This window comes from Pseudomonas sp. WS 5071, assembly GCF_012985765.1.
Taxonomy (GTDB): Bacteria; Pseudomonadota; Gammaproteobacteria; order Pseudomonadales; family Pseudomonadaceae; genus Aquipseudomonas; species Aquipseudomonas lundensis_A.
Genome location: NZ_JAAQWY010000028.1, coordinates 1 through 23,172, shown reverse-complemented (window position 1 = coordinate 23,172; position 23,172 = coordinate 1). Strand labels below are relative to the sequence as shown.

The 23,172-nt window shown below is 54.6% G+C and carries 27 protein-coding genes; 14 read left to right on the top strand and 13 right to left on the bottom strand.

Annotation, left to right across the window (positions count from 1 at the left end):
• The first annotated feature begins 32 nt into the window (after positions 1-32).
• Complete coding sequence (locus HBN61_RS17015) at positions 33-671, top strand: DUF1345 domain-containing protein (RefSeq protein ID WP_169962889.1); 639 nt, start codon at positions 33-35, stop codon at positions 669-671.
• A 57-nt stretch (positions 672-728) separates the two neighbouring features.
• Here HBN61_RS17015 and hppD read toward each other — a convergent pair whose 3' ends face one another.
• Positions 729-1,805, bottom strand: a complete 1,077-nt coding sequence (hppD, locus tag HBN61_RS17010; protein ID WP_094993531.1) for a 4-hydroxyphenylpyruvate dioxygenase — start codon at positions 1,803-1,805, stop codon at positions 729-731.
• A 336-nt stretch (positions 1,806-2,141) separates the two neighbouring features.
• On the opposite strand from hppD, the gene HBN61_RS17005 reads away from it, so the two are divergent.
• The 3 genes from HBN61_RS17005 to gloA all read left to right on the top strand — a co-directional run bounded on the left by HBN61_RS17005 (position 2,142) and on the right by gloA (position 5,204).
• Positions 2,142-3,686 (top strand): EAL domain-containing protein, encoded by a 1,545-nt coding sequence (locus HBN61_RS17005; protein ID WP_170047298.1) that lies wholly within the window; start codon positions 2,142-2,144, stop codon positions 3,684-3,686.
• A 239-nt stretch (positions 3,687-3,925) separates the two neighbouring features.
• Positions 3,926-4,285 carry a histone-like nucleoid-structuring protein, MvaT/MvaU family gene (locus tag HBN61_RS17000; RefSeq protein ID WP_094993579.1) on the top strand — a complete coding sequence of 120 codons (360 nt, stop codon included), beginning with the start codon at positions 3,926-3,928 and terminating at the stop codon, positions 4,283-4,285.
• Between the two features lie 397 nt (positions 4,286-4,682).
• The gene (gene gloA, locus HBN61_RS16995; protein ID WP_094993529.1) at positions 4,683-5,204 is read left to right on the top strand and encodes a lactoylglutathione lyase; all 522 of its coding nucleotides are present in this window, start codon (positions 4,683-4,685) and stop codon (positions 5,202-5,204) included.
• Between the two features lie 55 nt (positions 5,205-5,259).
• Here the strand turns inward: gloA and ahpF are convergent, their stop codons facing one another.
• From ahpF to HBN61_RS16980, 3 genes are all read right to left on the bottom strand, one after another.
• Positions 5,260-6,822 (bottom strand): alkyl hydroperoxide reductase subunit F, encoded by a 1,563-nt coding sequence (gene ahpF, locus HBN61_RS16990; RefSeq protein WP_170047296.1) that lies wholly within the window; start codon positions 6,820-6,822, stop codon positions 5,260-5,262.
• A 128-nt stretch (positions 6,823-6,950) separates the two neighbouring features.
• Positions 6,951-7,514 carry an alkyl hydroperoxide reductase subunit C gene (gene ahpC / locus HBN61_RS16985; protein WP_016780891.1) on the bottom strand — a complete coding sequence of 188 codons (564 nt, stop codon included), beginning with the start codon at positions 7,512-7,514 and terminating at the stop codon, positions 6,951-6,953.
• Positions 7,515-7,692: 178 nt separating this feature from the next.
• Positions 7,693-8,631: a site-specific integrase gene (locus tag HBN61_RS16980; RefSeq protein WP_169962900.1), complete on the bottom strand. Its 939-nt coding sequence runs from the start codon at positions 8,629-8,631 to the stop codon at positions 7,693-7,695.
• A 179-nt stretch (positions 8,632-8,810) separates the two neighbouring features.
• Between HBN61_RS16980 and HBN61_RS16975 the strand changes: the two genes are divergently transcribed.
• The gene (locus HBN61_RS16975) at positions 8,811-9,821 is read left to right on the top strand and encodes a DNA-binding protein (RefSeq protein ID WP_094993526.1); all 1,011 of its coding nucleotides are present in this window, start codon (positions 8,811-8,813) and stop codon (positions 9,819-9,821) included.
• Between the two features lie 74 nt (positions 9,822-9,895).
• Here the strand turns inward: HBN61_RS16975 and HBN61_RS22845 are convergent, their stop codons facing one another.
• The 4 genes from HBN61_RS22845 to galU all read right to left on the bottom strand — a co-directional run bounded on the left by HBN61_RS22845 (position 9,896) and on the right by galU (position 14,426).
• A complete protein-coding gene (locus HBN61_RS22845) occupies positions 9,896-11,527 on the bottom strand; it encodes a DUF4329 domain-containing protein (protein WP_170047295.1) in 1,632 nt (543 codons plus the stop codon).
• On the bottom strand, positions 11,506-11,925 hold the full coding sequence (locus HBN61_RS16965; protein ID WP_170047293.1) for a hypothetical protein: 420 nt from the start codon (positions 11,923-11,925) through the stop codon (positions 11,506-11,508). The genes HBN61_RS22845 and HBN61_RS16965 overlap by 22 nt, the downstream gene beginning before the upstream one ends.
• A 168-nt stretch (positions 11,926-12,093) precedes the next feature.
• Positions 12,094-13,452, bottom strand: coding sequence for a glutathione-disulfide reductase (gorA, locus tag HBN61_RS16960; protein ID WP_170047291.1), 1,359 nt, complete (start codon positions 13,450-13,452; stop codon positions 12,094-12,096).
• Positions 13,453-13,586: 134 nt separating this feature from the next.
• Positions 13,587-14,426 carry a UTP--glucose-1-phosphate uridylyltransferase GalU gene (gene galU, locus HBN61_RS16955; RefSeq protein ID WP_047274668.1) on the bottom strand — a complete coding sequence of 280 codons (840 nt, stop codon included), beginning with the start codon at positions 14,424-14,426 and terminating at the stop codon, positions 13,587-13,589.
• A 278-nt stretch (positions 14,427-14,704) separates the two neighbouring features.
• Between galU and HBN61_RS16950 the strand changes: the two genes are divergently transcribed.
• Both HBN61_RS16950 and HBN61_RS16945 read left to right on the top strand, forming a co-directional pair.
• Positions 14,705-14,893, top strand: coding sequence for a hypothetical protein (locus HBN61_RS16950; RefSeq protein ID WP_094993523.1), 189 nt, complete (start codon positions 14,705-14,707; stop codon positions 14,891-14,893).
• Positions 14,894-14,918: 25 nt separating this feature from the next.
• Complete coding sequence (locus HBN61_RS16945; RefSeq protein WP_094993522.1) at positions 14,919-15,197, top strand: hypothetical protein; 279 nt, start codon at positions 14,919-14,921, stop codon at positions 15,195-15,197.
• Between the two features lie 8 nt (positions 15,198-15,205).
• Here the strand turns inward: HBN61_RS16945 and HBN61_RS16940 are convergent, their stop codons facing one another.
• The 4 genes from HBN61_RS16940 to HBN61_RS16925 form a co-directional block, all read right to left on the bottom strand.
• A complete protein-coding gene (locus HBN61_RS16940) occupies positions 15,206-15,436 on the bottom strand; it encodes a hypothetical protein (protein ID WP_094993521.1) in 231 nt (76 codons plus the stop codon).
• 68 nt (positions 15,437-15,504) lie between these two features.
• Positions 15,505-16,431, bottom strand: a complete 927-nt coding sequence (locus HBN61_RS16935) for a c-type cytochrome (RefSeq protein WP_170047289.1) — start codon at positions 16,429-16,431, stop codon at positions 15,505-15,507.
• On the bottom strand, positions 16,428-17,078 hold the full coding sequence (locus HBN61_RS16930) for a c-type cytochrome (protein WP_170047288.1): 651 nt from the start codon (positions 17,076-17,078) through the stop codon (positions 16,428-16,430). Before HBN61_RS16930 ends, HBN61_RS16935 begins: the two co-directional genes overlap by 4 nt.
• A gap of 183 nt (positions 17,079-17,261) precedes the next feature.
• Positions 17,262-17,615 carry a hypothetical protein gene (locus tag HBN61_RS16925; RefSeq protein WP_094993518.1) on the bottom strand — a complete coding sequence of 118 codons (354 nt, stop codon included), beginning with the start codon at positions 17,613-17,615 and terminating at the stop codon, positions 17,262-17,264.
• A 209-nt stretch (positions 17,616-17,824) separates the two neighbouring features.
• Between HBN61_RS16925 and HBN61_RS16920 the strand changes: the two genes are divergently transcribed.
• The 6 genes from HBN61_RS16920 to modC all read left to right on the top strand — a co-directional run bounded on the left by HBN61_RS16920 (position 17,825) and on the right by modC (position 21,664).
• Positions 17,825-18,127: a DUF1883 domain-containing protein gene (locus HBN61_RS16920; RefSeq protein WP_047274675.1), complete on the top strand. Its 303-nt coding sequence runs from the start codon at positions 17,825-17,827 to the stop codon at positions 18,125-18,127.
• Between the two features lie 33 nt (positions 18,128-18,160).
• The gene (locus HBN61_RS16915) at positions 18,161-18,325 is read left to right on the top strand and encodes a hypothetical protein (protein WP_094993517.1); all 165 of its coding nucleotides are present in this window, start codon (positions 18,161-18,163) and stop codon (positions 18,323-18,325) included.
• Positions 18,326-18,331: 6 nt separating this feature from the next.
• Positions 18,332-18,988 (top strand): DNA oxidative demethylase AlkB, encoded by a 657-nt coding sequence (gene alkB / locus HBN61_RS16910; RefSeq protein ID WP_094993516.1) that lies wholly within the window; start codon positions 18,332-18,334, stop codon positions 18,986-18,988.
• 136 nt (positions 18,989-19,124) lie between these two features.
• Positions 19,125-19,892 carry a molybdate ABC transporter substrate-binding protein gene (gene modA, locus HBN61_RS16905; RefSeq protein ID WP_094993515.1) on the top strand — a complete coding sequence of 256 codons (768 nt, stop codon included), beginning with the start codon at positions 19,125-19,127 and terminating at the stop codon, positions 19,890-19,892.
• The gene (modB, locus tag HBN61_RS16900; RefSeq protein WP_094993514.1) at positions 19,893-20,573 is read left to right on the top strand and encodes a molybdate ABC transporter permease subunit; all 681 of its coding nucleotides are present in this window, start codon (positions 19,893-19,895) and stop codon (positions 20,571-20,573) included. It abuts the gene before it with no gap.
• A 2-nt stretch (positions 20,574-20,575) separates the two neighbouring features.
• The gene (gene modC, locus HBN61_RS16895; RefSeq protein ID WP_170047286.1) at positions 20,576-21,664 is read left to right on the top strand and encodes a molybdenum ABC transporter ATP-binding protein; all 1,089 of its coding nucleotides are present in this window, start codon (positions 20,576-20,578) and stop codon (positions 21,662-21,664) included.
• Positions 21,665-21,668: 4 nt separating this feature from the next.
• Here the strand turns inward: modC and HBN61_RS16890 are convergent, their stop codons facing one another.
• Positions 21,669-22,937 carry a Wzz/FepE/Etk N-terminal domain-containing protein gene (locus HBN61_RS16890; protein WP_262498787.1) on the bottom strand — a complete coding sequence of 423 codons (1,269 nt, stop codon included), beginning with the start codon at positions 22,935-22,937 and terminating at the stop codon, positions 21,669-21,671.
• Positions 22,938-22,984: 47 nt separating this feature from the next.
• Here HBN61_RS16890 and HBN61_RS16885 point away from each other — a divergent pair.
• Positions 22,985-23,172: transposase (locus HBN61_RS16885; RefSeq protein ID WP_524539063.1), on the top strand; the 188-nt coding region annotated here is incomplete at its 3' end.

Here is a 23,172-nt window from a genome sequence, read left to right as displayed (position 1 = left end):
GGTTCAGCACTACCACGTTACAGGGACTGTTTATGCCGCACCTTGCACGCACTCACCCTCGCCTGACCGCTGCCACTGTTCTGGGGGTTGCGGTCGGGATTTTCGCACCCGCCGCGACCCTGACCACCCAGTTTCTGCTGGGCTGGAATGCCGGTGTCTGGCTGTACCTGGCGTTGACGTTCTGGCTGGTGGTTCGCTCCAAAGCCTGCGACGTCAAACGCACGGCGGAAGTTGAAGACGAAAATGCCAGCATGGTGTTGTTCACTGTCTGCGTGGCTGCAATCGCCAGCCTGGCAGCGATCACCCTTGAGCTCTCCGGTAATAGCAAACTGAGCAACACCGACCAGGTGATGCACTACGCCTTCACGGGTATGACCATCGTCGGTTCGTGGTTGATGATCGGGGTTATCTTCAGCCTTCACTACGCCCGACTCTTTTACAACAATGATGGCCCTGAACCTGCGCTGCGTTTTCCTGAAGGTGAGCTGGACCCAGACTACTGGGACTTCCTGTACTTCTCTTTCACGTTGAGCGTAGCGGTACAAACCGCTGACGTTTCAATTGCCACCCGCGAGATGCGTAAAGCTGTATTGGGCCACTCCTTGTTGGGTTTCTTGTTCAACACGGCTGTATTGGGTTTCTCCATCAACATTGCCGCAGGCTTGTTTTAAGCCCATAAAAAAACGCCCGCCCCTATGACAGGGCGGGCGTTTTTTTGTGCGCCAGAATCAGTCTGCGGTCAATACACCGCGACGCACCTGATCACGCTCGATGGATTCAAACAGGGCCTTGAAGTTACCTTCCCCAAAACCGTCGTCCCCCTTGCGCTGAATAAACTCGAAGAACACCGGGCCCATCAGGGTTTCGGAGAAGATCTGCAGCAGCAAGCGCTTGTCGCCCTTATCGGACGAACCATCGAGCAAGATCCCGCGTGATTGCAGGGCCTCTACCGACTCGCCATGATTTGGCAAGCGGCCTTCAAGCATTTCGTAATAGGTGTCCGGTGGAGCTGTCATGAAGCGCATGCCGATTTTCTTCAGCGCGTCCCAGGTCTTGACCAGGTCGTCACTGAGGAAAGCCACGTGCTGAATGCCTTCGCCGTTGAACTGCATCAGGAACTCTTCGATCTGCCCGGCACCCTTGGACGACTCTTCATTGAGCGGGATGCGGATCATGCCATCCGGGGCTGTCATGGCCTTGGACGTCAGGCCGGTGTACTCACCCTTAATGTCGAAGTAACGAATTTCACGGAAGTTAAAGAGCTTTTCGTAGAAATTGGCCCAGTAAGCCATACGCCCGCGGTACACGTTGTGGGTCAGGTGGTCGATGATTTTCAGGCCTGCCCCCACGGGATGACGGTCCACGCCTTCAATGAAAACAAAGTCGATGTCATAGATCGAACTGCCTTCGCCATAACGGTCAATCAGGTACAGCGGTGCACCACCGATGCCTTTGATCGCAGGGAGGTTCAGTTCCATTGGACCGGTCGGGATTTCAATCGGTTGCGCGCCCAGTTCAAGTGCCCGGGCATAAGCCTGCTGCGCATTGCGCACGCGAAATGCCATGCCGCAAACGGACGGGCCGTGCTCGGCAGCAAAGTAGGAGGCTACGCTGTGAGGCTCATTGTTGAGGATCAGGTTAATGTCGCCCTGGCGGTACAGGTGCACAGCCTTGGAGCGGTGGGTGGCGACTTTGGTAAAACCCATGATTTCGAAAATGGGTTCAAGGGTATTCGGTGTTGGGGATGCGAACTCGATGAATTCAAAGCCCATCAGACCCATTGGGTTTTCGTATAGATCAGCCATTTTGGCGCCTCATCTTTGTCATTTTTAGAATTAACGTAGGGTTATTTGCTAAGAATGCCGAAGCATTGAGGCGGCGCGCAGGAAATGCCACGTACACTGCGCGCAAGGAAATCTCCGTGAATCAGTTGGAACCCGAATATCTTCATGTCGACCCATCTCTTGCGGGCGGGGCTTCTGCTTGCAGAAGTCATTATTCTTGTATGCGTAAGCGGATTCTACATGGCGTAATCAGGTTTGTCCCGGCCACCCGTGAATTTGTGGCGTACCAATGCTAGCCTTTTCCTATTACCGCCTACCCTCTTTCTATCGATAGCCCTTGTGTGCGCAGGAACCTGAATGCCTTTAACGCTGAAAATGACCCGCAAATGGACAGAGCGTTACGCGTTGGTTGTGCTCAGTGGATTACTGCCTGTGGTGCTGGGGTTGTGCATCATTGTCTGGCAGGCTGATCGTTCTTTGAAACTGGTCGCTCAACAGACCTCGACCGAGGCGGTCAGGCAATTCGATCAAATGCTCGACAATGCAGCACTGGCCTCGGAGGTGGTGCTGCCTTTATCCGGTCAGGCCTGCCCCCAGATCGAACTTGCGCTACGCGATCAAGTTACTCGCCGCCCCTTTGTTCGCTCGGTCAACCTGGTATGGGATAACCAACTGTACTGCTCCTCGCTGTTCGGCAACTTCAAGGAAACCGTCAACCCGGATAATTATGCCGCCGGGCGGTTGTGGTTAATGGCAGGCAATCCGGTCACCCCGAACGAACCCCTGCTGATCCTGCGCAAACAAAAAAACGCTCAAGGCGTTCTGGTCAGCCTGTATGGTTTTCACTTGGTCAATGTATTGGGCCTTATCAATCATAAAACCCTTTTATTGATACAAGTGGGCGATGCCTGGATTGACCGTTATGGCGTCGTTCGCACTACGCCTGTACCGCAATACCCTGTGGCGCAAGTTAGCTTGCCATCGTCTGAATACCCCTACCGTGTCGTGGCGGGTTTCAGCGACGGTGAAGTGTGGCGTTTTGCTGTGGTGGAATACCCCGGTTTACTCGCATTACTGATCTTTTTGGGCGTGGTGTCGGCGGCCACTGTTCGCTGGTTACAAAAGCGCGCGTCATCTCCCAGCCATGAACTCCAGCGGGGGTTGGAGGCAGGAGAATTCATTCCCTTTTTCCAGCCTATTGTGCGCGCCGCTGACCGGCAGTGGGCGGGCGCTGAAGTATTGATGCGCTGGCAACATCCACGCGAAGGTCTGGTCGGGCCTGATTTGTTCATTCCATTTGCAGAGCACTCCGGGCTTATTGTGCCCATGACGAGGTCGTTAATGCAGCAAACCGCAAAGTTGCTGGCGCCACAGGCCAATCGTCTGGAGACCGGTTTTCATATTGGGTTCAATATCACGGCCCGGCACTGTCAAGACCTTGAACTGGTTGAAGACTGCCGGTCTTTTCTTAAGGCTTTTGCACCCGGGCATATAAAACTCGTATTGGAGTTAACAGAGCGTGAATTGATTGTCCCGAGTGAGGTGACCCACCGCTTATTTGCCCAATTGCATGAGCTGGGGGTGATGATAGCCATTGATGACTTCGGCACAGGGCACTCAAGCCTGGGCTACCTGCATGAATTCAATGTGGATTATTTAAAAATTGATCAAAGTTTCGTCGCCATGATCGGCGCGGATGCCCTGTCCATTCATATTCTTGATGCCATTATTGAGCTCAGCGCAAAACTGGGGCTGGGGGTTGTCGCGGAAGGGATTGAGACCGAGGAACAAAGCGACTATCTGGCAGCCCGTGGCGTGGCGTTTTTGCAGGGGTACTTGTTCGCACGCCCTTTACCTGCAGAGCAGTTTATCGTGTCTTTGCACGAGCGCCCGACCGCATAGATGTAAACGAAGCCAAACGCTTTAATCAGGTGTTATAGAGCCGATCATCTGTTGTGTGGCAGTTTGTAAATTAACTACTACAATTTTTTTGACCGGATTCAGGTCGTCCAATTCCTTATGTTACTGAGCAGTCATTTGCAATGAACCGCTGAAGTACTGTTCTGTCTACCTTATGTTGCCCGTCCATCTTTCATCACATCGGTCAGGTACAGACCGAACCCACGATCGGAGTAATGACTTTGAGCAGACTTGCCGAGTTTCGCGCCGCTGAAAAGGCGCTACAAGAACAAATGGCGCAGTTGGAAGCCTTGAAAAATGATGCCGGATTAAAAAAGGAGATTGAATTCGAGCAAAAACTTCAAGGGTTGATGAAATCTTACAATAAGAATCTGCGTGACATCATCGCGATTCTTGATCCTCACCCCGTGACATCCAAGCCTTCAGCAGCCCCTAAACAGCGCAAAGCCCGTGTTGTGAAGGTTTATCACAACCCACATACCGGTGAACTTATTGAAACCAAAGGCGGTAACCATCGCGGGCTTAAAGCATGGAAGGAAAAGTACGGCGCATCAACCGTCGAGCGTTGGGTTCGCAGCTGACCCTTCCTGTAAAAGCCCTGTTTATCAGGGCTTTTTTGGGCAAGTAATTTATAGCGCCCTCTTTACAGCACATTGAAGGCTCACCCATGTCCACCGGCGCCGATAGTGCGAGGACCATTCAGCCGGGTTACGGGTCCGATAGTCGCAAGCGCATCGATATTCACAAATTTTTCACACCCATAGTTTCAGGATGAAGGCTGCTAAAGGACTAGCGCCCCATGCCCGCTTCGGCGGGCTTCTTTTTGCCTCGGATTTATCGAGCGCCCGCTCTACATCAACATCGCCATCCGTCCCATGAGCCGAATCGGGTTTGGCGCATGGCGTCACATTCCGTATCATTCCCTTCATCACGCTTAACGTAGCGACCAATCATCCAAGCATCATCTTCGGAGGGTTCATGAGCCTGCAAACACTGAACAGCATTCCCGGCGTTACTGCCACACCGGATAGCGCTACCCAAAATTTCGTGTTCAACCACACGATGCTGCGCGTCAAGAACATCGAGAAATCCCTGGATTTTTACACCCGCATCCTGGGTTTCTCATTGGTGGAAAAGCGCGACTTCCCTGAAGCAGCGTTCAGCCTGTACTTCCTGGCGCTGGTCGACAAAGCGCAGATCCCGGCGGATGACGCCGCACGCACCGAATGGATGAAGTCTATCCCGGGCATTCTGGAACTGACCCACAACCACGGCTCGGAAACCGACGACAGCGTTGTTTACCACAATGGCAATACCGATCCGCGCGGCTTTGGCCATATCTGCATTTCCGTGCCTGATATTGTCGCGGCCTGCGAGCGTTTTGAGGCACTGAATGTCGACTTTCAGAAGCGTCTGAGCGATGGCCGCATGAAGTCCCTGGCCTTCATCAAAGACCCCGACGGCTACTGGGTCGAGATAATTCAGCCCACCCCGCTGTAATAAGCAGCGCAAAAAAAACCCATGATTGCTCATGGGTTTTTTTCTGTCCGAACCATCAATCAGGAGCAGACGTGCGGATCAAATGATCGAAGGCACTCAGCGACGCCTTGGCGCCCTCGCCTACCGCAATCACGATTTGTTTGTACGGCACTGTAGTAACGTCACCGGCTGCAAAAATACCGGGGATCGACGTTTCACCCCGCGCATCCACCACAATTTCGCCACGTGGTGTCAACTCGACAGTCCCTTTGAGCCAATCAGTGTTAGGCAACAAACCGATCTGGACAAAAATCCCTTCCAGCTCGACAGTGTGCACGTCACCGGATTGACGATCTTTGTAACGCAAGCCATTCACTTTCTGACCGTCGCCAGTCACTTCCGTGGTTTGTGCCTGGGTGATGACAGTGACATTTGGCAAACTGTTGAGTTTGCGCTGCAAGACGGCATCGGCCCGCAGCTTGGTGTCGAACTCAAGCAAGGTGACGTGAGCAACGATGCCGGCCAAGTCAATGGCTGCCTCAACCCCTGAGTTACCGCCACCAATGACGGCCACGCGCTTGCCCTTGAACAGCGGCCCGTCGCAGTGCGGGCAGTATGCAACGCCACGGCTGCGGTATTCCTGCTCGCCGGGCACGTTCATTTCACGCCAGCGCGCACCGGTCGCCAGAATCAGCGTTTTGGCTTTCAACGACGCCCCACTGGCAAATTTGACTTCGTGCAGCTCGCCGGCCTTACCCGGAATCAATTGGTCTGCGCGTTGCAGGTTCATGATGTCCACGTCGTATTGCTTGACGTGTTCTTCAAGTGCCGTGGCCAGCTTCGGCCCTTCGGTTTCTTGAACCGAGATGAAGTTTTCGATGGCCATGGTGTCCAGCACCTGACCGCCGAAACGCTCTGCTGCCACGCCGGTGCGGATGCCTTTACGGGCAGCATAAATAGCCGCTGCTGCGCCGGCCGGGCCGCCGCCAATCACCAGCACATCAAAGGCATCTTTAGCGCTGATTTTCTCGGCCTGACGCTCAATGGCGCCGGTGTCCAGCTTGCCGAGAATCTCTTCAAGACCCATGCGGCCCTGACCAAAGTTGACGCCGTTCAGGTAAACGCTGGGAACCGCCATCACCTGGCGATCATTGACCTCGTCCTGAAACAGGGCGCCGTCAATCGCCACGTGGCGAATATTGGGGTTGAGCACGGCCATCAGGTTCAGCGCCTGAACCACGTCCGGGCAGTTTTGGCAGGACAGGGAGAAGTACGTCTCGAAGTTGAACTCGCCTGTGAGCGAGCGAATTTGTTCAATCACTTCGGGACTGGCTTTCGATGGGTGGCCGCCTACTTGCAGCAAGGCCAGTACCAGCGATGTAAATTCGTGGCCCATGGGGATGCCTGCAAAACGCAGACTGATATCACCGCCCGGGCGATTCAACGAGAACGATGGTTTGCGCGCATCGGTACCGTTGTCCAGCAACGTGATCTGGCTGGAAAGGCTGGCGATTTCTTTCAACAAGTCATGCATTTCACGGGATTTCGCACCGTCGTCGAGGGATGCAACGATCTCGATCGGCTGGGTGACCCGCTCCAGGTATGACTTCAACTGAGCTTTTAAATTGGCGTCCAACATACGGGCGATCTCCTTAACGGTTTAAGACTGTGTAAAAAAAACGCCCGAGCGAATCTCGCCCGGGCGTTTTGAGGGCGATGCTGCTAACAACTCAGGTGCGGATCACCGCCCTTGGCTGGCTCACAGGCTTAGATCTTGCCGACCAGGTCGAGCGATGGCGCGAGGGTGGACTCACCTTCTTTCCACTTGGCCGGGCACACTTCACCCGGGTGGGCAGCGACGTACTGGGCAGCCTTGATTTTGCGCAGCAGTTCGGAAGCATCACGGCCAACGCCGCCATCGTTCAGCTCAACGATTTTGATCTGACCTTCAGGGTTGATCACGAACGTGCCGCGATCCGCCAGGCCCGCTTCTTCGATCAGAACGTCGAAGTTGCGAGAGATAGTCAGCGTCGGGTCGCCGATCATGGTGTACTGGATTTTGCCAATGGCTGGCGAAGTGTTGTGCCATGCAGCGTGAGCGAAGTGAGTGTCAGTGGACACGCTGTAGATTTCCACGCCGAGTTTTTTAAACTCTTCGTAGTTGTCAGCCAGGTCTTCCAGCTCGGTTGGGCATACGAATGTGAAGTCAGCCGGGTAGAAGAACACAACGGACCATTTGCCTTTCAGGTCGGCGTCCGACACTTCTACGAAGCTGCCGTTTTTGTAAGCGGTGGCTTTGAACGGTTTTACTTGGCTATTGATGATAGGCATCTTTGACTCTCCGTCAGGGTTGAAAAGTTGATGGGGTGAATCCTAACAACACATGTTGTATCTGGCTCATTGGGAAAGCTGATGCTGGTGATTGGTTTTGGCTATCAGGTTGCCCTATTAATAGAAGAAACCCGAATATCACTTTCTGCCAGCCCGCCAACCCGCATCTTGATCCCGATCAAGGCCCGATACGTTTTTCTGCCGCAATGCTCATCCCGGTAAACGGGGACGCTTCAACATAGCGCATCGCTGACTTAACGTCCTTCCAGCCGACGTAATTCATCAGGGACTTAAGGTCCCAGCCACTTTGATGCGCCCATGTTGCAAAACCACGTCGCAACGAATGGCTTGTGTACTGTTCGGCGGGAATGCCAGCTCGCTCCAGCGCTTGACGCAACAAGGGAATAACACTGTTAGCGTGCAAGCCCTCCTCACCCAGATTGCCCCAGCGATCGATCCCTCTGAATACCGGGCCGCGGACCAGCGCTGAAGCATTGAGCCACTCGATGTAAGCGCGCACCGGGCACAGGCGAAGCAATGCCGGGGTCTGGAAGGTTTTACCGAGGTTGTCTCGGTCACCTTTACTGCGCGGCAGATACAGGGTGATGCCCGAACCTGCGAGTGCTTGCACGTGTTCAATCTGCAAACGGCACAGCTCGTCACTGCGAAAGCCCCGCCAAAACCCCAGCAGAATCAGCGCCGTGTCGCGACGCGCACGCAGCCATCCCGGCTTATCGGCATTGGCTTGAGCCGCTTGGGCCTCACTTTCGAGCCAATCAATCACTTTCTCCAGATGCTGCAATTGCAACGGTTCTGCCTGCTTTTCTTGCGCCGGGTGTAACGCACGGATGCCTTTGAACACTTTGCGCACCACCGGCGCCTTTGTGGGGTCGGCAAAGCCTTGGCTGTTGTGCCATTGAGCTATGGCCGACAGACGCAATTTCAAGGTGTTGATCGAGAGCTGGCCTGCGTGCGCCACCAAGTAACGGACCACGCTGTCACTGGTGGCAGGCAAAAAACCGCCCCATGTCACTTCAAAGTGCTCAATGGCGGCGCGGTAACTGCGTCGGGTGTTATCGCGGGTAGCCGCGTTCAGATAGCGATCAAGATCGCTCATTGGGGCATCTCTCACATTTGCGTACTGGAAACAGGCCTGAAAATCACAAAACAGCCCTTGACGCGGGATAATACCAGTATATCCCGCCTGATAATTCATAAAATATGACAGAAGATTCAATTCAATATAGTATGTAATTACATGATACATACCACAGTACATAATCGTAGGAGATACCCATGGCTCGCGGCGGCGTAAACAAAGCAGTGGTGCAAATTGCACGCGCGGCAATCCTGGCCCGTGGTGAACACCCAAGCATTGATGCGGTGCGGATCGAGATGGGGAATACCGGCTCAAAAACCACTATTCACCGATATTTGAAGGAGTTGGACGACAGTGACAGCCGTCGAGGTGTTTCCCATGAAGCGCTTGGCGATGAGCTGGCAGACTTGGTCTCCCGCCTCGCCCATCGGCTGCAAGAGCAAGCACAAGAACCGATTGATCGCGCCCAGGCACATTACGAACAGCTGAAAACGCAGCTGCAGACCCAATTGTCTGAAGCTCAACTGACGCTGTCTGCGCTGAAACAGGAGCTGGATATTCAGGCGACAGCCTTGAACCAGGAAACCGCTCACCTCGAGTCCACGCGCTCCATGCTGCAGACCGAGCAGACGCGTAATGCGGCTCTAAATCAGGCGTGCAGCGATTTTGAACTGCGCCTCAAAGACCGTGACGAGCAAATACGTTCGCTGGAAGAAAAACACCTCCATGCGCGCGATGCGCTGGAGCATTACCGCAGCGCTGCCAAAGAGCAGCGCGAGCAAGATCAGCGGCGCCATGAGGGTCAGTTGCAACAGGTGCAGATGGAACTGCGACAGGCGCAGCAAAGCGCCCTTGTGCGGCAGGATGAAATCACACAACTGCACCGCGATAACGAACGGGTGCTCAGTGAAAACCGTGCGCTGGCCAAGGAAATCCATCAGGTCAATGAGCAGCAGAAAAAGCTGGCGCAACACAACCAACACTTGAGCAATCAGGTGAGCCAGTTGGAGGGGGAGCGCACCCTGCTCCAAGAACGGTTGCGGGTGGCAATCCATGAGGGCGAAACGCTTAAGCATGTACAGACCGAAGCTCAACAGGCTGTCACAGGCCTCACCATGCGTGCGATGAAGGCTGAGGCAGCACTTGAAACCTTTAAGGCACTGAGAGAACACGAAGCGCCTTTACCCGTCACGCCGCCCGGCGAATGACGCAGTAGAAGCAGTAGCCTGCTGCCAGACGCTCAGTCCTGTTTGCCGAAGGCTGAGCGCCTGACCCAGGCGATTTAAAGTCCCGGACTGGCCGGCTTCTTTTCCGCAGCCGGGTCAGCTCGAGATACGGTGATCTTCCAGGTAGACGTCACCGTCCCCACCTCCCCCCACGCAGGGCTGCCAACCAGCACCTGCAATGAACCCGATCGTGCAACCAGGCTGATGTATTCACTGGGCTTTAGCGCATTGGCGCGCAACTTCATCTGAAGTGCATTTTTTCGAACACATTCAAGCTGATCCGCCCTGGGCGTAATTCTCTCCATCAGCCGACCTTCACGCTCGGAACCGCTCGGCGTGTACTTGATGAGCGCACCATCGTGCCCAAAAAAGTATCGGTATTGCGCCCACTGACGCTCATCAATGGCAGCCCGCAGCTCATGAGGTTCAAGCATGTTGCGATACAACTGCTCTTCTTCAGCCGAGCGCCATAACTGTAAAGGCTGCACCCGGTGAGTGTGGTAAACCGCAACCACCCGGTAGCCTTCAGGCATTAGCGCAGGCGATTCAGCAGGATAAACACTCATGGGATCGAATGTTTCGCTGTACGACGCGACAGGCTCGGTGGCCGTAAATAAACCATCTGCGCGCTGACAGATGAGCCCGCCAAACACGCGATCACTCTCACGCTTAATGTGCTGGTGCACATGCAGGGCGACAGCGTCAGCATCCCTGAAAGCAGGACTCCAGTCGCGCTCGGTGACGTGCTTGTAGGGCTGCCAGTGTGCGTCTACTCGTCCAACTGCGCCCCACATATCAGTGGCATCAATAACACTTAGCTGAACAGTGGCAGCAACCGTGCAAATGTAGTCGCGCATCGCTACCGTCCCCGCCAACACGTTATTAGGTGTATACCGAGGTGACGCCGCACCTGACTCATCAATCAACTCGGACAGGCACCTAACACTGTTGTTATCCGGCATAACCCTTAATACCGCCCCCTCACGGGCGTTGATATAAAGAGGGACCGGCCGTTCAGTGCGCGAACATGCCGCCTTGATACCTGCCAATAAAAACTCAGGGTCAATAAAGTGTTTAAACAACCCGCGATCACGTGGCGGCAAGCGCTTGGGCGAGTGATAAAGAGAACTGGCGCAGTAGAAGCCATGAACCTCATAGCCGTCAGGCAACTGGACGCCCCCTTCAGCACCCGCTCCAAACACTCTGCTAAGCGAAAAGTCCACCTCACCCAAAACGGGCTCGGAAGCAATAAATTCTTGCCGCGTTAAATGTTGCAAAATTACCCCATAGTGACGCTCACTTGATTGGTGACTGCGTGACTTTGCATCCTTAATGGCCTCTTCGAGGGTTGGGTTGACCGCTCCGAATGCCGGATGCTCAACGATTCTGGGAGCAAGATCCAGATAACTCGAAGGCGTATACACCTCAAAGTCCGCGCCAACCCTGCCGACCTTTCCGCGCCACACCTCACTGGACTGAATGACCGACAATTTTCCTAGCGTAGCGGCGCCCCGGATCTGCTCGGTGAGAACCTCAAACAGCGTTGCCTTAAACATGGCCTCGACCATTACATCTTCAAGCGCGTCATCCTGCTCAGCCCCTTTGGACTGATATTTAATTAACGAGCCATTCAAGCCTGACAAATAATGCACGCTGATGAATGTGGCTATATCCGTATTGCGAAACACATCGTTGGGCGTAAAAAACTGTCTCGCGTATAAAGGGCCGCTATTTCACGCAGGTCATTCTTCGCGGGGCTGGGCTCATAGTCATTGGTATGCGAATGATAAAGGGCATAGCAGATAAAGCCGGGGGGATGACTTAGCTTTCCGGTCTCATCGACAGGAAGCAAGCGATAAGGGTTGTATTCGTCGGTCTCCGTAAAGAACGGCAAGGTCGCCACATACTTGCCATCCTCTGCTTTGAGGATTAGCCCTCCACACTCTTTAGCGTGCGTGTGATCGATTAATGCATGGACATAACGCGCGGCATCATCAGCACTCAGAAAATCAGGGCTTAAACCTGGCAGTACAGCATCTGCACGCTCATCAAATTGCCGCCGTACTCGAGTCGGTATCGGTTTCATGGCCTTCATCCGTCTGTGATTGATAAATCAACATTTCCAGACGGGATGATTGATGAACGCACGCACATGCGGGTGGTTGATATATACAGCGCATACAGCGTGATGGATGCAGAGCGACTGCCGCAGGCGTATGGCGTCGCCTGCGGCAGTCTCCGCACCCACAATCAGTCAGCGCTTAACGGGCGTGCGCATGGTGACGAATTCTTCTGCGGCAGTGGGGTGCACACCAATGGTTTCGTCAAAGTGTTGCTTGGTCGCCCCGGCCTTCATGGCAATCGCCAAACCTTGCACAATTTCTCCAGCTTCAGGACCGACCATGTGACAGCCCAGTACTTTGTCCGTTTCAGCATCAACCACCAGCTTCATGAACGTGCGTTCCTGGCATTCAGTCAACGTCAGCTTCATCGGCCGGAAACTGCTTTCGAAGACCTGCACCGTGTGACCTTCTTCGAGGGCCTGTTCCTCGCTCAAGCCCACCGTCCCGATATTGGGCAGGCTGAAGACGGCTGTTGGAATCATGTTGTAATCCACTGGCCGGTATTGCTCGGGCTTGAACAGACGACGCGCCACTGCCATGCCTTCTGCGAGCGCTACTGGTGTCAGCTGCACGCGGCCGATGACGTCGCCGATGGCCAGGATCGAAGGTTCGTCGGTTTGGTACAGGTCGTTGACTTGAACAAAACCGCGCTTGTCCAGTGTGACGCCCGTCGCTTCAAGGCCAAGGTTGTCGAGCATCGGCCGGCGCCCCGTCGCATAGAACACGCAATCGGCTTCAAGCACACGCCCGTCCTTGAGCGTGGCGCTCAGACTGCCATCTGCCTGCTTGTCAATTCGCGCAATATCGGCGTTGAACTGAACGTCCATACCACGCTTAAGCAGCTCTTCATGCAAATGCTTGCGTACAGAGCCATCAAACCCCCGCAGGAACATCTCACCGCGATACAGCAGCGAGGTCTCGGCGCCCAAGCCCTGGAAAATCCCGGCAAACTCGACGGCAATGTAGCCTCCGCCCACGACCAGTACACGCTTTGGAAGCTCCTTCAGGAAGAACGCTTCATTGGAGCTGATGGCATGCTCACGACCCGGAATGTCCGGAATCTGTGGCCAGCCACCTGTGGCGATGAGGATATGTTTTGCAGTATGGCGTTGACCATTGACCTCCACCTCGTTTGGCCCGGTCAATCTGGCGTGCCCTTCAAGCAGCGTGACACCACTGTTTACCAGCAAGTTGCGGTAGATACCGTTGAGACGATTAATCTCACAGTCCTTGTTGGCAATCAGCGTTGACCAATCGAAGCTGGACGTGCCCAGCGTCCAGCCAAAGCCTGACGCTTGCTCGAACTCTTCAGCAAAGTGGGCGCCGTAGACCAACAGCTTTTTGGGTACGCACCCCACATTGACGCACGTTCCGCCCAAGTAGCGGCTTTCAGCCACGGCCACTTTTGCACCAAAGCCTGCTGAAAAACGGGCAGCCCGTACACCGCCGGACCCGGCTCCAATCACAAACAAATCAAATTCGTAGGACATCACTATCTCCTGAGCAGTCCATCAGCATAATCCCTACAGCACGATTGACCAGCGCCGAGGGTGACTGAAATCGGAAAACGAGAAAGCCACCCGTAGGTGGCTTTCCCTTGAAGCAGTCAGCAAACTCGCGTTACTTAGTAAGCTTTGCCGGTTTTGTAGAAGTTCTCGAAGCAGAAGTTGGTAGCTTCGATGTAGCCTTCAGCACCACCGCAGTCGAAACGCTTGCCCTTAAACTTGTACGCGATCACGCAGCCGTTTTGCGCCTGCTTCATCAGCGCGTCGGTAATCTGGATTTCGCCACCTTTACCCGGTTCGGTTTGCTTGATCAGATCAAAGATGTCAGGGGTCAGGATGTAACGACCGATGATCGCCAGGTTGGAAGGCGCGTCTTCAGGCGCTGGCTTCTCAACCATGTTGCGCACGCGGTACAGGTCATCACCAATCAGGTCACCGGCGATTACGCCGTACTTGTTGGTTTCCTGCGGATCAACTTCCTGAATGGCGATGATGGTGCAGCGGTACTGGTTGTACAGTTTGACCATTTGGGTCAAAACGCCATCGCCTTCAAGGTTGACGCAGAGGTCATCCGCCAGCACGACAGCAAAAGGTTCGTCGCCGATCAGTGGACGGCCAGTCAGAATAGCGTGACCCAGGCCTTTCATTTCGGTCTGACGGGTGTAAGAGAACGAGCATTCGCTCAGCAGGCGACGGATACCTACCAGGTATTTCTCTTTATCAGTGCCCTTGATCTGGTTTTCCAGCTCGTAACTGATGTCGAAGTGGTCTTCAAGTGCGCGCTTACCACGTCCGGTCACGATAGAGATTTCGTTCAGGCCTGCATCGAGTGCTTCTTCAACACCGTACTGGATCAGTGGCTTGTTCACCACCGGCAGCATTTCTTTAGGCATGGCTTTGGTCGCTGGCAAAAAGCGAGTGCCGTAGCCGGCTGCTGGGAACAAGCATTTCTTGATCATATGAGTCCTTAAAAGGGCTGTGCGTACGGATTTGGCGCAGTCTAATCAGGCGGCAGCAACCTTACAATGCCCCCGATAGCATCCTGATACCAACATAGAGAAAATATGTGCCACTTAGTTCCTTTTTAACTTTTTTTTCATGTGCCAGTGTCATTTACGGAACCTCTGAAATAACGCCAGGGTCTGCTTGAGACTAGTGGCACTTAAACATCCTTGACAGCGCAGGCCCCGGTTTGGCGGTACCATACGTGCTTTTCCAAGCAGAGGATCTAATTGCCATGTCGGATGTAAAAAAAGTTAACGGGTATCTGATTAAAGAAATCCAGCCAGGTGAGTGGTGGATCTTAGGCAACACCGAAGAGCAGGTTGCAGGCGCTTTTGTGACAGAGGCGGCCGCCATCGAAGTGGCCGCTGTGCTTCAGGACCTCCCCCCTTCACCGGTGCGCAAGCGTAATAAATCCTCCTGACCTTCTTTGCGAAAACTGGCACTCAATGAAAAAGATTCTGATAGGCGTACTGTTGACCCTCGGAGGCTGCGCAACAGCATCCAACACCTACTTGCCTGACGGCCAGCAGGGACTGAGCATCGACTGCTCCGGTGAGGCCATGTCATGGGGCAAGTGCTATGAAAAGGCGGACGCTTCATGTGCTGGCACGGGGTACACGATTGTTGGCACAGATGGCTCTTCGGCCGTCAAGGAAAGCGAAAAGACCATGGGTGTCGATGTCGGAAATTTCACCAGCCGTACGATTATCGTGATGTGCAAATAGCTCCAGCCTCAGAGGTGCACTTCGACGAACTTGATACCCAGTGAACGCAGCGTTTCCACTAACGTATCCAGGCCTTCGAAAGACTCAACTTCGTCGTTGTCATCCACCAAAAAGAAACTGCGCCCTGCACTCTTCTTGAAAAAAACAATCCACTCATCGGTCGCGGCCGGGTTGGGGATGGCATGGGTAGCTGTAATGCTGCCTTCGGCATGACGCTGCCGGACAAGCGCTCGTTTCATCGCGTTCTCCTGAAAAACTGCCGTGGCTCTACACGTTTTTAACGGCAGTGAGGTTCAAGGGGCACAGTTTACGGGATACCTTGCCCGATCAAAACGCCATTAACGGTTTGCCCATACGCATTGACCCCGTCATTGGCGTGAAACTTCACGCGTGTTTTTTCAATCGACCCCTCCACCAAACGCGGGTCTTGTGGTCGCTCGCGCGTATTGACATACGCCGCCACATCCCAAGCTTGCTCGTCGCTCAAACTGCCGGGTTTACCCAAGGGCATATTGTGCTTGATGAACGACGCCGCCGTATTGATGCGATGCATGCCCGCCCCCCAGTTGTAGGAGTCTTTACCCCACAAAGGTGGCATCACGTAATCGGTTCCAACCTTCTGGCCTTGCCCCTCATTGCCATGACACAGCGCACAGTGCGCCTGATAAACAGCTGCGCCACGCACCAAGTCGTAGCCGCCAGCGGGTTCAGGCACCTGCGGATAGCCGCGCCCGGGCAGCTCGACCCCAACGGGCGCTTTTGTCGACAACCAATAGGCATACACCGACAAGGCTGTGATTTCACGACTGTCTGCGGCCGGTGGCGTGCCGCCATTCATACTGAACTGAAAACAGCCCTGCAGGCGTTCGGCAAACGTATTGACCTTGTCATTTTTCTTGCGATACGCGGGGTACATCGGGTAAGCCCCCCACAGCGGCGCGGAGTTCGCCAGTTTTCCCTGATCCAGATGGCAATTGGTGCAATTGAGGCCATTGCCGACGAATTGGGGCGCCTGACGTTTGGTGTCCACAAACAGTGCGTACCCGTCCATGACCATCTTTCCATAGGCATTGTCGGGAAGTTCGCTTTGCTGCGGCGGACGAAAATAGGCATTCGGGTGCTTTGCCGCAGACGGGATTTTAAGCTGCGACTGATCTTCCATGGCAATGGTGGCTGCACCCGCCATCGGTGCAACCAGCACACAAAACGCATACACGGGCAACAGACGTTTCATTGCGCAGCCTCCTGAGGTGCCAGGGTGGCGAAATACTCAGCGACCGCCTTCACTTCTTCTGCTGTCATGGCTTTGGCAATATGCCCCATCAGGTCGCTCGGGTCGTTGCGGCGCAAGCCTTCACGCCAGGCATTAAGCTGTCCGGCAAGGTAAAGGGCGGGTTGATTGGCCAGTGGCGGAAAGGCGCTGCCAACCCCTGCACCGCCAGGCCCATGGCAGCTCACGCATTCAGGAATGTTGCGCTCCCAGGCGCCGCGAAGGGCCAGTGACTGACCCACACTTTTGACCACCTGGCTGCGACTTACAGTAGGCGCAGTTGGCGCAGGCATGGCGGCTAAGGCTGTGGTCACTGAACGGATCTCATCCGACGTCAATGCACTGGCCAACGGCTGCATCACGGGACTTACCCGCGAGCCCTCTCTAAAGTCACGCAGCTGTTTGCTGAGGTAATCGGCAGAAAGACCTGCCAATCGCGGAAATCCTGCCGGGGCGACGCCCATGCCATCCATGCCATGACACGCCATACAGGCTGTGGCCCCAGGCTGACTGCCACCTTGCAGGAAGATGTTGCGAGGCTCCGCGGCCTGAACGCTGCTGATAGCAAGCAGCACCAAACCACCGGCCAGTGTTCGCTTAAGTGGCACCATGGCCCGCTCCATTATTGTTATATGCTTAGGCTTAACCCTTATAAGCACACAAATAGTAAGCTAATGGCCATTTGCCTGCAATGCGTAGTCCTCACTATCCGGCAGGCGTAAGAAAAAAACCTGACAGTTGCAAGAAGCAAGTGTCAGGTTTTGTGTTTGCCGCAGGAAGAATGAACGGAAGCTTTATTCGCCTGAGATGCAGTGCGTGGCTGCCGCGCGAATATCCCCTGGCCGAATCGGCACGTTAGACATGCTTTCGTAAACCTTGATGCTGCTTCCCGCCGAACGCTCTTCGATATCAATCACCGCTGTGGGCCCCGAGGTAAGCTTTTGCGGAACAATCACCCGCAAACCATCCTTGTGCGGCTCAATTTGCGGGGCTTTGCGCGTGCGTGACAATTGTTGCACCAGGCACTGAGCGTAGGCATTGGGCTTCTTGCCCGAAATCACACTCATCGTCGGCAATGTCTGCTCAATGTCCGTTACGGATGCACAGCCGCCCAAAGCCAACACTGCCACCAATACGCCCCACTTCATACAAATCCTCCGATAAAGATCCTACGACCATGGATCTTTAAAATTTCTCCCTGCCAGCAGGGAATTAATACTCAAAAAGTAGCAATTTTAATTTGCCAAACGTCAGATTCATCTGCACGGCAGCATAATAAGCTGGTTTAGCCTCCAACTTGGACTAAAGCACATGCTATCGTCCTGTTTTTTTAGCAAAAGCGCCCATCGGAGCCCCCATGAAATTCATTCACCAGCGTGAGCACCTCAACGAAGATGACATTGTCGTCATCGAGTGCTCCCATCCCTGCAACATTCGCCTGATGAGCGATGCGCACTTTCGCAGCTTCAAAAATGGCGGCCGCCACTCCTACCATGGTGGGGCATTTGACAAGTTTCCGGCCAGGATCACCGCGCCGAGCACCGGCTTCTGGAATATCACCATCGACACAGTCAGCAGCCGCGCCATCAGCGTGACCCGCAAGCCGACCTTGAAGCACTCGATCAAAATCGTTCGCCGGTCCAGCTCCAAGCTCCGTTAAACCTGACACCGTCTCTTAGCGACAGGAACTCCCGTGACAACCACTAAATACGTCATCAAGTACACGCTCAACGGCGAGCGCCGTTTTGAATTCGCGCAGCTCGAGTCCGCAACCGTGGAAGAAGCCCGCGCAGCGCTTGAGAAGATTCACGGCAAAGAAGAAATCATCGCCGACATTAAAGTGAGCAAGGCGCTCTAATCCGTCATGTCTTTCGACCTGTTTGACGAAAGCGATCTGCAACAACCCGCCCGGATTGAACAATTCAGTACGCAAGCGTTTGTCTTGCGTGGATTTGCCCTGCCCTGGGTCGAGGCATTGTTGACGGCACTTGAGCGCGTACTGAATGAATCGCCGTTTCGCTCTATGCAAACACCCGGCGGTTTTACCATGTCAGCGCGCCTGAGCAGTTGTGGCGCGCTGGGGTGGACGACCAGCGCTCTAGGCTACCGTTACAGCCCGGTTGACCCCTTGAGCGGCAAACCTTGGCCTGCGATCCCCCCTGTGTTGCTGAACCTCGCTGAAACCGCTGCGGCTACCGCAGGCTTTGAGGAGTTTGTGCCCGATGCCTGCCTGATCAACGCTTATGCGCCCGGCGCCAAAATGTCATTGCATCAGGACAAGAACGAACGTGCGTTCACAGCGCCGATTGTTTCGATCTCCCTCGGGTTGCCGGCAGTTTTCCAGTTTGGCGGCTTTGAACGCAGCGATCCTGTGCAGCGCATCTCGCTGTTTCATGGTGATGTCGTGGTCTGGGGGGGCGTCGATCGCTTGCGCTACCATGCGATCTTGCCCATCAAGCCCGGCACCCATTCATTGCTGGGCGACCAGCGCGTCAATATCACCCTGCGCAAGGCAGGCTGAAGTGCCCCTACGCAGGCGACCATGATGGCCATTTGAGAATAAAGCGCTATAAACTTTTTGCTATAGCGATTATCTTCTCGTTGCCCGATGCTGCGCGTTACCCCGGGCGACCCTCGCCATTACATGGAGTTTCCCGATGACCGCGCATGCAGTGCGTTTTGTCCCCTTGGTAATCGTCGCGTTTTTCGGCGCTGGCTTGGCCATGAACGTGCAGGCTGGTGACGTTCAAGTCGCCGTTGCCGCCAATTTCACAGCCCCGATTCAAGCCATTGCCAAGGATTTTGAAAAAGATACAGGCCATAGATTGATCGCAGCCTACGGTGCGACAGGCCAGTTCTATACCCAAATCAAGCATGGCGCCCCGTTTGAAGTGTTTCTGGCGGCCGATGACACGACGCCCGAGAAACTCGAAAAAGAAGGTGACGTCGTGCCGGGTAGCCGTTTCACCTATGCCGTTGGCACGCTGGCATTGTGGTCAGCGGATAAGGCGTTGATTGACGGCACTGACAAAGCCTTATTGGCCAACCATTACACTCATCTGTCCATCGCCAACCCCAAGGCTGCACCTTATGGTCTGGCGGCCACACACGTGCTGGCCAAGCTCGGCCTGACGGACAAGGTCAAAGAAAAAATTGTCGAAGGGCAAAACATCACACAGGCTTATCAATTCGTTTCGACAGGGAATGCCGAACTCGGTTTTGTCGCGCTGTCTCAAATCTACAAAGATGGCAATATCACCAGCGGTTCAGCGTGGATCGTGCCTGGCACGATGCACGCCCCCATCAAACAGGACGCCGTGATCCTTAAAAAGGGTGATCACAATGCCGCTGCACAGGCATTGGTGGACTACCTGAAAGGCCCCAAAGCGGGGGCCATCATCCAATCCTTTGGTTATCAACGCTAAATGCCGCTGTCCAGTGCCGATTTCGCCGCCATTTGGCTGACCCTGAAACTGGCGTCACTGACCACCGCCATTTTGTTGGTGATAGGGACGCCACTCGCTTTATGGCTGGCCCACACCACGTCGAGGTGGCGCGGCCCTGTGGGCGCAGTGGTGGCTTTACCACTGGTGTTGCCACCGACAGTGATCGGTTTTTACCTGCTATTGGCGATGGGCCCCAATGGCGTTGTGGGGCAGCTCACCCAGTTCCTGGGGCTCGGCACCTTGACCTTCAGCTTTGCCGGGCTGGTGATCGGCTCCGTGATTTACTCCCTGCCTTTTGTTGTACAGCCTTTGCAGAATGCCTTCATGGCAATCGGCCGACGACCGCTTGAGGTGGCTGCGACCCTGCGCGCCAATCCCTGGGACACCTTTTTCTACGTCACGCTGCCGCTGGCACGTCCAGGTTTTATTACCGCTGCGATTCTCGGGTTTGCCCATACAGTGGGCGAATTCGGTGTAGTGCTGATGATTGGTGGCAACATTCCTGAGAAAACCCGTGTGGTCTCTGTGCAGATCTACGATCACGTCGAAGCCCTGGAATATGCCCAGGCACATTGGCTATCCGGGGCCATGCTGGTGTTTTCCTTTATCGTTCTGCTGGCGTTGTACTCCAAACGCAGCCCCCCGAACCAATGGAGCTGAACATGCATTCGCAGCTTAATGTGCGGCTCACACTGAGTTACAGCGGCTTTTCCCTGGACGTAGATCTCCAGCTTCCGGGCAAAGGCGTGACAGCCCTTTTTGGCCATTCGGGCTCAGGTAAAACCACCTGTTTGCGTTGTATTGCGGGCCTTGAACGTGCTCGCGAGGCGTATATCGAAATCAATGGGGAGGTGTGGCAAGACAGCGCGCGCAATGTCTTCATGCCTGTTCATAAGCGTTCATTGGGCTATATCTTCCAGGAGGCCAGCCTGTTCCCCCACCTTTCGGTACGCGCCAACCTTGAGTTTGGGTTGCGCCGCATTGCGCGCCACGAGCGCCGTGTGGAGTTGGTTCAGGCCGCGCAATTACTAGGCATCAGCCACCTGCTTGAACGTGCCCCCGCGCATTTATCAGGGGGCGAGCGCCAGCGGGTGGGGATTGCGCGCGCCTTGCTCACCAGCCCAAAATTGTTGTTGATGGATGAACCGCTCGCTGCGCTGGACAGCCAACGCAAGCGCGAAATACTGCCCTATCTGGAGCGTTTGCATGCAGAGCTGGAGATCCCGGTGCTGTATGTCAGTCACTCACAAGAGGAAGTCGCACGACTGGCTGACCACATTGTATTGCTCAGCGAAGGCAAAGCACTGGCCTGCGGGCCGCTGGCTCAAACACTCTCCAGACTCGATCTGCCGTTGGCGCAAGGGGATGATGCAGGCGTGGTGATTGAAGGCCAGGTCACGCACTACGATGCTGACTACCAATTGCTAACCCTGCAACTGCCGGGCACTGAACAGTGCCTGAGGGTTGCTCATGGGCCTCTGGCGGTAGGCCAGACATTGCGTATCAAGGTTCAGGCCCGGGATATCAGCCTGAACCTGAAGCCGGGCGAACACAGCAGTATTCTTAACTGCTTGCAGGCCACGGTCATCAGCGAGGCGCCTGCTGACAACCCGGCTCACAGGCTGGTACGCCTGGATGCAGGCGGTACCGCCTTGCTGGCACGCATCACGCGGTACTCGCGGGATCAGTTAAAACTCGTGCCAGGGCAAGTGATTTGGGCGCAAATCAAATCTGTCGCTGTACTTTTTTAACCGATTACGACGCTACACGGCGGCTGACAACCAAAAAACGCACCGTGGCGATGCCCAGCCCCAGCAAACAACCCAGTATCAGACCTAGCCCGACAATCAGCGCCTTTTTGGGCTTGCTCGGACTGGCCGGTGTCTGTGCCTTACGATCGATGCTGACAATTCCCAGCTTGCTCATGTCGGTATTCAAATTGCCAAGACGTACAACTTCAGCTCGCAGCGGCTCGATGTTTTTCAGGAACAAATCTTCATTCGAGCGTTTTGCGAGCTGTTCAACCTGTCGATTGACCTCCAGCATCTGCAATTTTTTGCCGATGGTTGAGATGCGTTTGTCGGTGAAATCGTCCGATGTCCGTTTAAGCAACGCGGCGCGCTCGGCTTCAAGGGCTTGAGTGCCCATGAAATACAACGGAATGCTTTGAGAGGTGATTTCCGTGCGCATCACTTGGGTTGAGCCTTTACCGGCGTCCGACATCGCAGAGGGTGTTGTGGGACGGGTAATACCCAATGAACGTGCAATCGAAATGGCTTCCGAGAGCTGTGCAATACGCGACTCGCGTTCGGTTTTTAACTGCAGGCGCAATGCCTGCAACTCATCTTTCAGTTTTGCGCGCTCAAGCGTATCGGTTTCAATCAGTGTGGCAATCTTGCCTTCTTTATCTGACTTGTAACCGGAGCGAGCAGCATCAATTTTTTCTTCCAGCTCTCTAAGTCGGTTATTAATGATGACTTTGAGGTCTGCACCAATTTGGGCACGCTGATTATTGATCGCGTATTCAACAAAACCGTTAAGAATTTTTACCCCGTCAACACTCTCGGGATACGTCATTTCCAATTTGAGGAAAGGGCTGAGCGAATCCTGCTTTTTTGGATCCGGTTGTATGAGGTTGATGGCATCGCGGTTAAAAATTTCGAAACTTTGCTCGAGCGTTACGCCTTTTTTTTGCAACGGCTCAAACAGTTCCTGATGCGATTCAAAAAAATTGAAGCGCGTTTCGTAGGAATCCAGCGCTGCACCAACTTTGAGCAGGGCTTCGGTCGGTGGCAGCTTGTAGACCTCCGAACGGTTGAGGGCATCCAACTCATTGATCGCCGCCGGCCTGAGCACGGTGCTGGCCTGGTACTCACGCGGAGCAAGCATGGCGTAGCCCAAGGCCAGGGCGCCTACCACACAGGTGGTGCCCAGGATCAGTTTCTTTTGTTGCCAGAGTGATTGAATCAGAGCAAACAGATCAATTTCGTCAGTCGAAGTTTCTGCTAGGGAATCTCCGAACAAGCCTTCAGTTATGCGAGAATCCCCGCAACACCTGATCCGAGCCGCCCATGAGCCAGATGAGCTTTTCCGACTTTGAGTACGCCGGCAAGCGCAAGCAAACCCGCCGAGAGCGCTTCCTCGCCGAAATGGATCAGGTGGTGCCCTGGGCAGGCCTGCTGGAGCTGATCGAACCGTTCTACCCCAAGGCCGGCGGCGGTAGAAAACCCTATCCTCTGGAAACCATGCTGCGCATCCA

Coding starts and splice junctions, on each gene's coding strand:
- HBN61_RS17015 (WP_169962889.1), top strand. CDS start 33: ATGCCGCACCTTGCACGCACTCACCCTCGCCTGACCGCTGCCACTGTT.
- hppD (WP_094993531.1), bottom strand. CDS start 1,805: ATGGCTGATCTATACGAAAACCCAATGGGTCTGATGGGCTTTGAATTC.
- HBN61_RS17005 (WP_170047298.1), top strand. CDS start 2,142: ATGCCTTTAACGCTGAAAATGACCCGCAAATGGACAGAGCGTTACGCG.
- gloA (WP_094993529.1), top strand. CDS start 4,683: ATGAGCCTGCAAACACTGAACAGCATTCCCGGCGTTACTGCCACACCG.
- ahpF (WP_170047296.1), bottom strand. CDS start 6,822: ATGTTGGACGCCAATTTAAAAGCTCAGTTGAAGTCATACCTGGAGCGG.
- ahpC (WP_016780891.1), bottom strand. CDS start 7,514: ATGCCTATCATCAATAGCCAAGTAAAACCGTTCAAAGCCACCGCTTAC.
- HBN61_RS16980 (WP_169962900.1), bottom strand. CDS start 8,631: ATGAGCGATCTTGATCGCTATCTGAACGCGGCTACCCGCGATAACACC.
- HBN61_RS16975 (WP_094993526.1), top strand. CDS start 8,811: ATGGCTCGCGGCGGCGTAAACAAAGCAGTGGTGCAAATTGCACGCGCG.
- HBN61_RS16965 (WP_170047293.1), bottom strand. CDS start 11,925: ATGAAACCGATACCGACTCGAGTACGGCGGCAATTTGATGAGCGTGCA.
- gorA (WP_170047291.1), bottom strand. CDS start 13,452: ATGTCCTACGAATTTGATTTGTTTGTGATTGGAGCCGGGTCCGGCGGT.
- galU (WP_047274668.1), bottom strand. CDS start 14,426: ATGATCAAGAAATGCTTGTTCCCAGCAGCCGGCTACGGCACTCGCTTT.
- HBN61_RS16950 (WP_094993523.1), top strand. CDS start 14,705: ATGTCGGATGTAAAAAAAGTTAACGGGTATCTGATTAAAGAAATCCAG.
- HBN61_RS16945 (WP_094993522.1), top strand. CDS start 14,919: ATGAAAAAGATTCTGATAGGCGTACTGTTGACCCTCGGAGGCTGCGCA.
- HBN61_RS16940 (WP_094993521.1), bottom strand. CDS start 15,436: ATGAAACGAGCGCTTGTCCGGCAGCGTCATGCCGAAGGCAGCATTACA.
- HBN61_RS16935 (WP_170047289.1), bottom strand. CDS start 16,431: ATGAAACGTCTGTTGCCCGTGTATGCGTTTTGTGTGCTGGTTGCACCG.
- HBN61_RS16930 (WP_170047288.1), bottom strand. CDS start 17,078: ATGGTGCCACTTAAGCGAACACTGGCCGGTGGTTTGGTGCTGCTTGCT.
- HBN61_RS16925 (WP_094993518.1), bottom strand. CDS start 17,615: ATGAAGTGGGGCGTATTGGTGGCAGTGTTGGCTTTGGGCGGCTGTGCA.
- HBN61_RS16920 (WP_047274675.1), top strand. CDS start 17,825: ATGAAATTCATTCACCAGCGTGAGCACCTCAACGAAGATGACATTGTC.
- alkB (WP_094993516.1), top strand. CDS start 18,332: ATGTCTTTCGACCTGTTTGACGAAAGCGATCTGCAACAACCCGCCCGG.
- modA (WP_094993515.1), top strand. CDS start 19,125: ATGACCGCGCATGCAGTGCGTTTTGTCCCCTTGGTAATCGTCGCGTTT.
- modB (WP_094993514.1), top strand. CDS start 19,893: ATGCCGCTGTCCAGTGCCGATTTCGCCGCCATTTGGCTGACCCTGAAA.
- modC (WP_170047286.1), top strand. CDS start 20,576: ATGCATTCGCAGCTTAATGTGCGGCTCACACTGAGTTACAGCGGCTTT.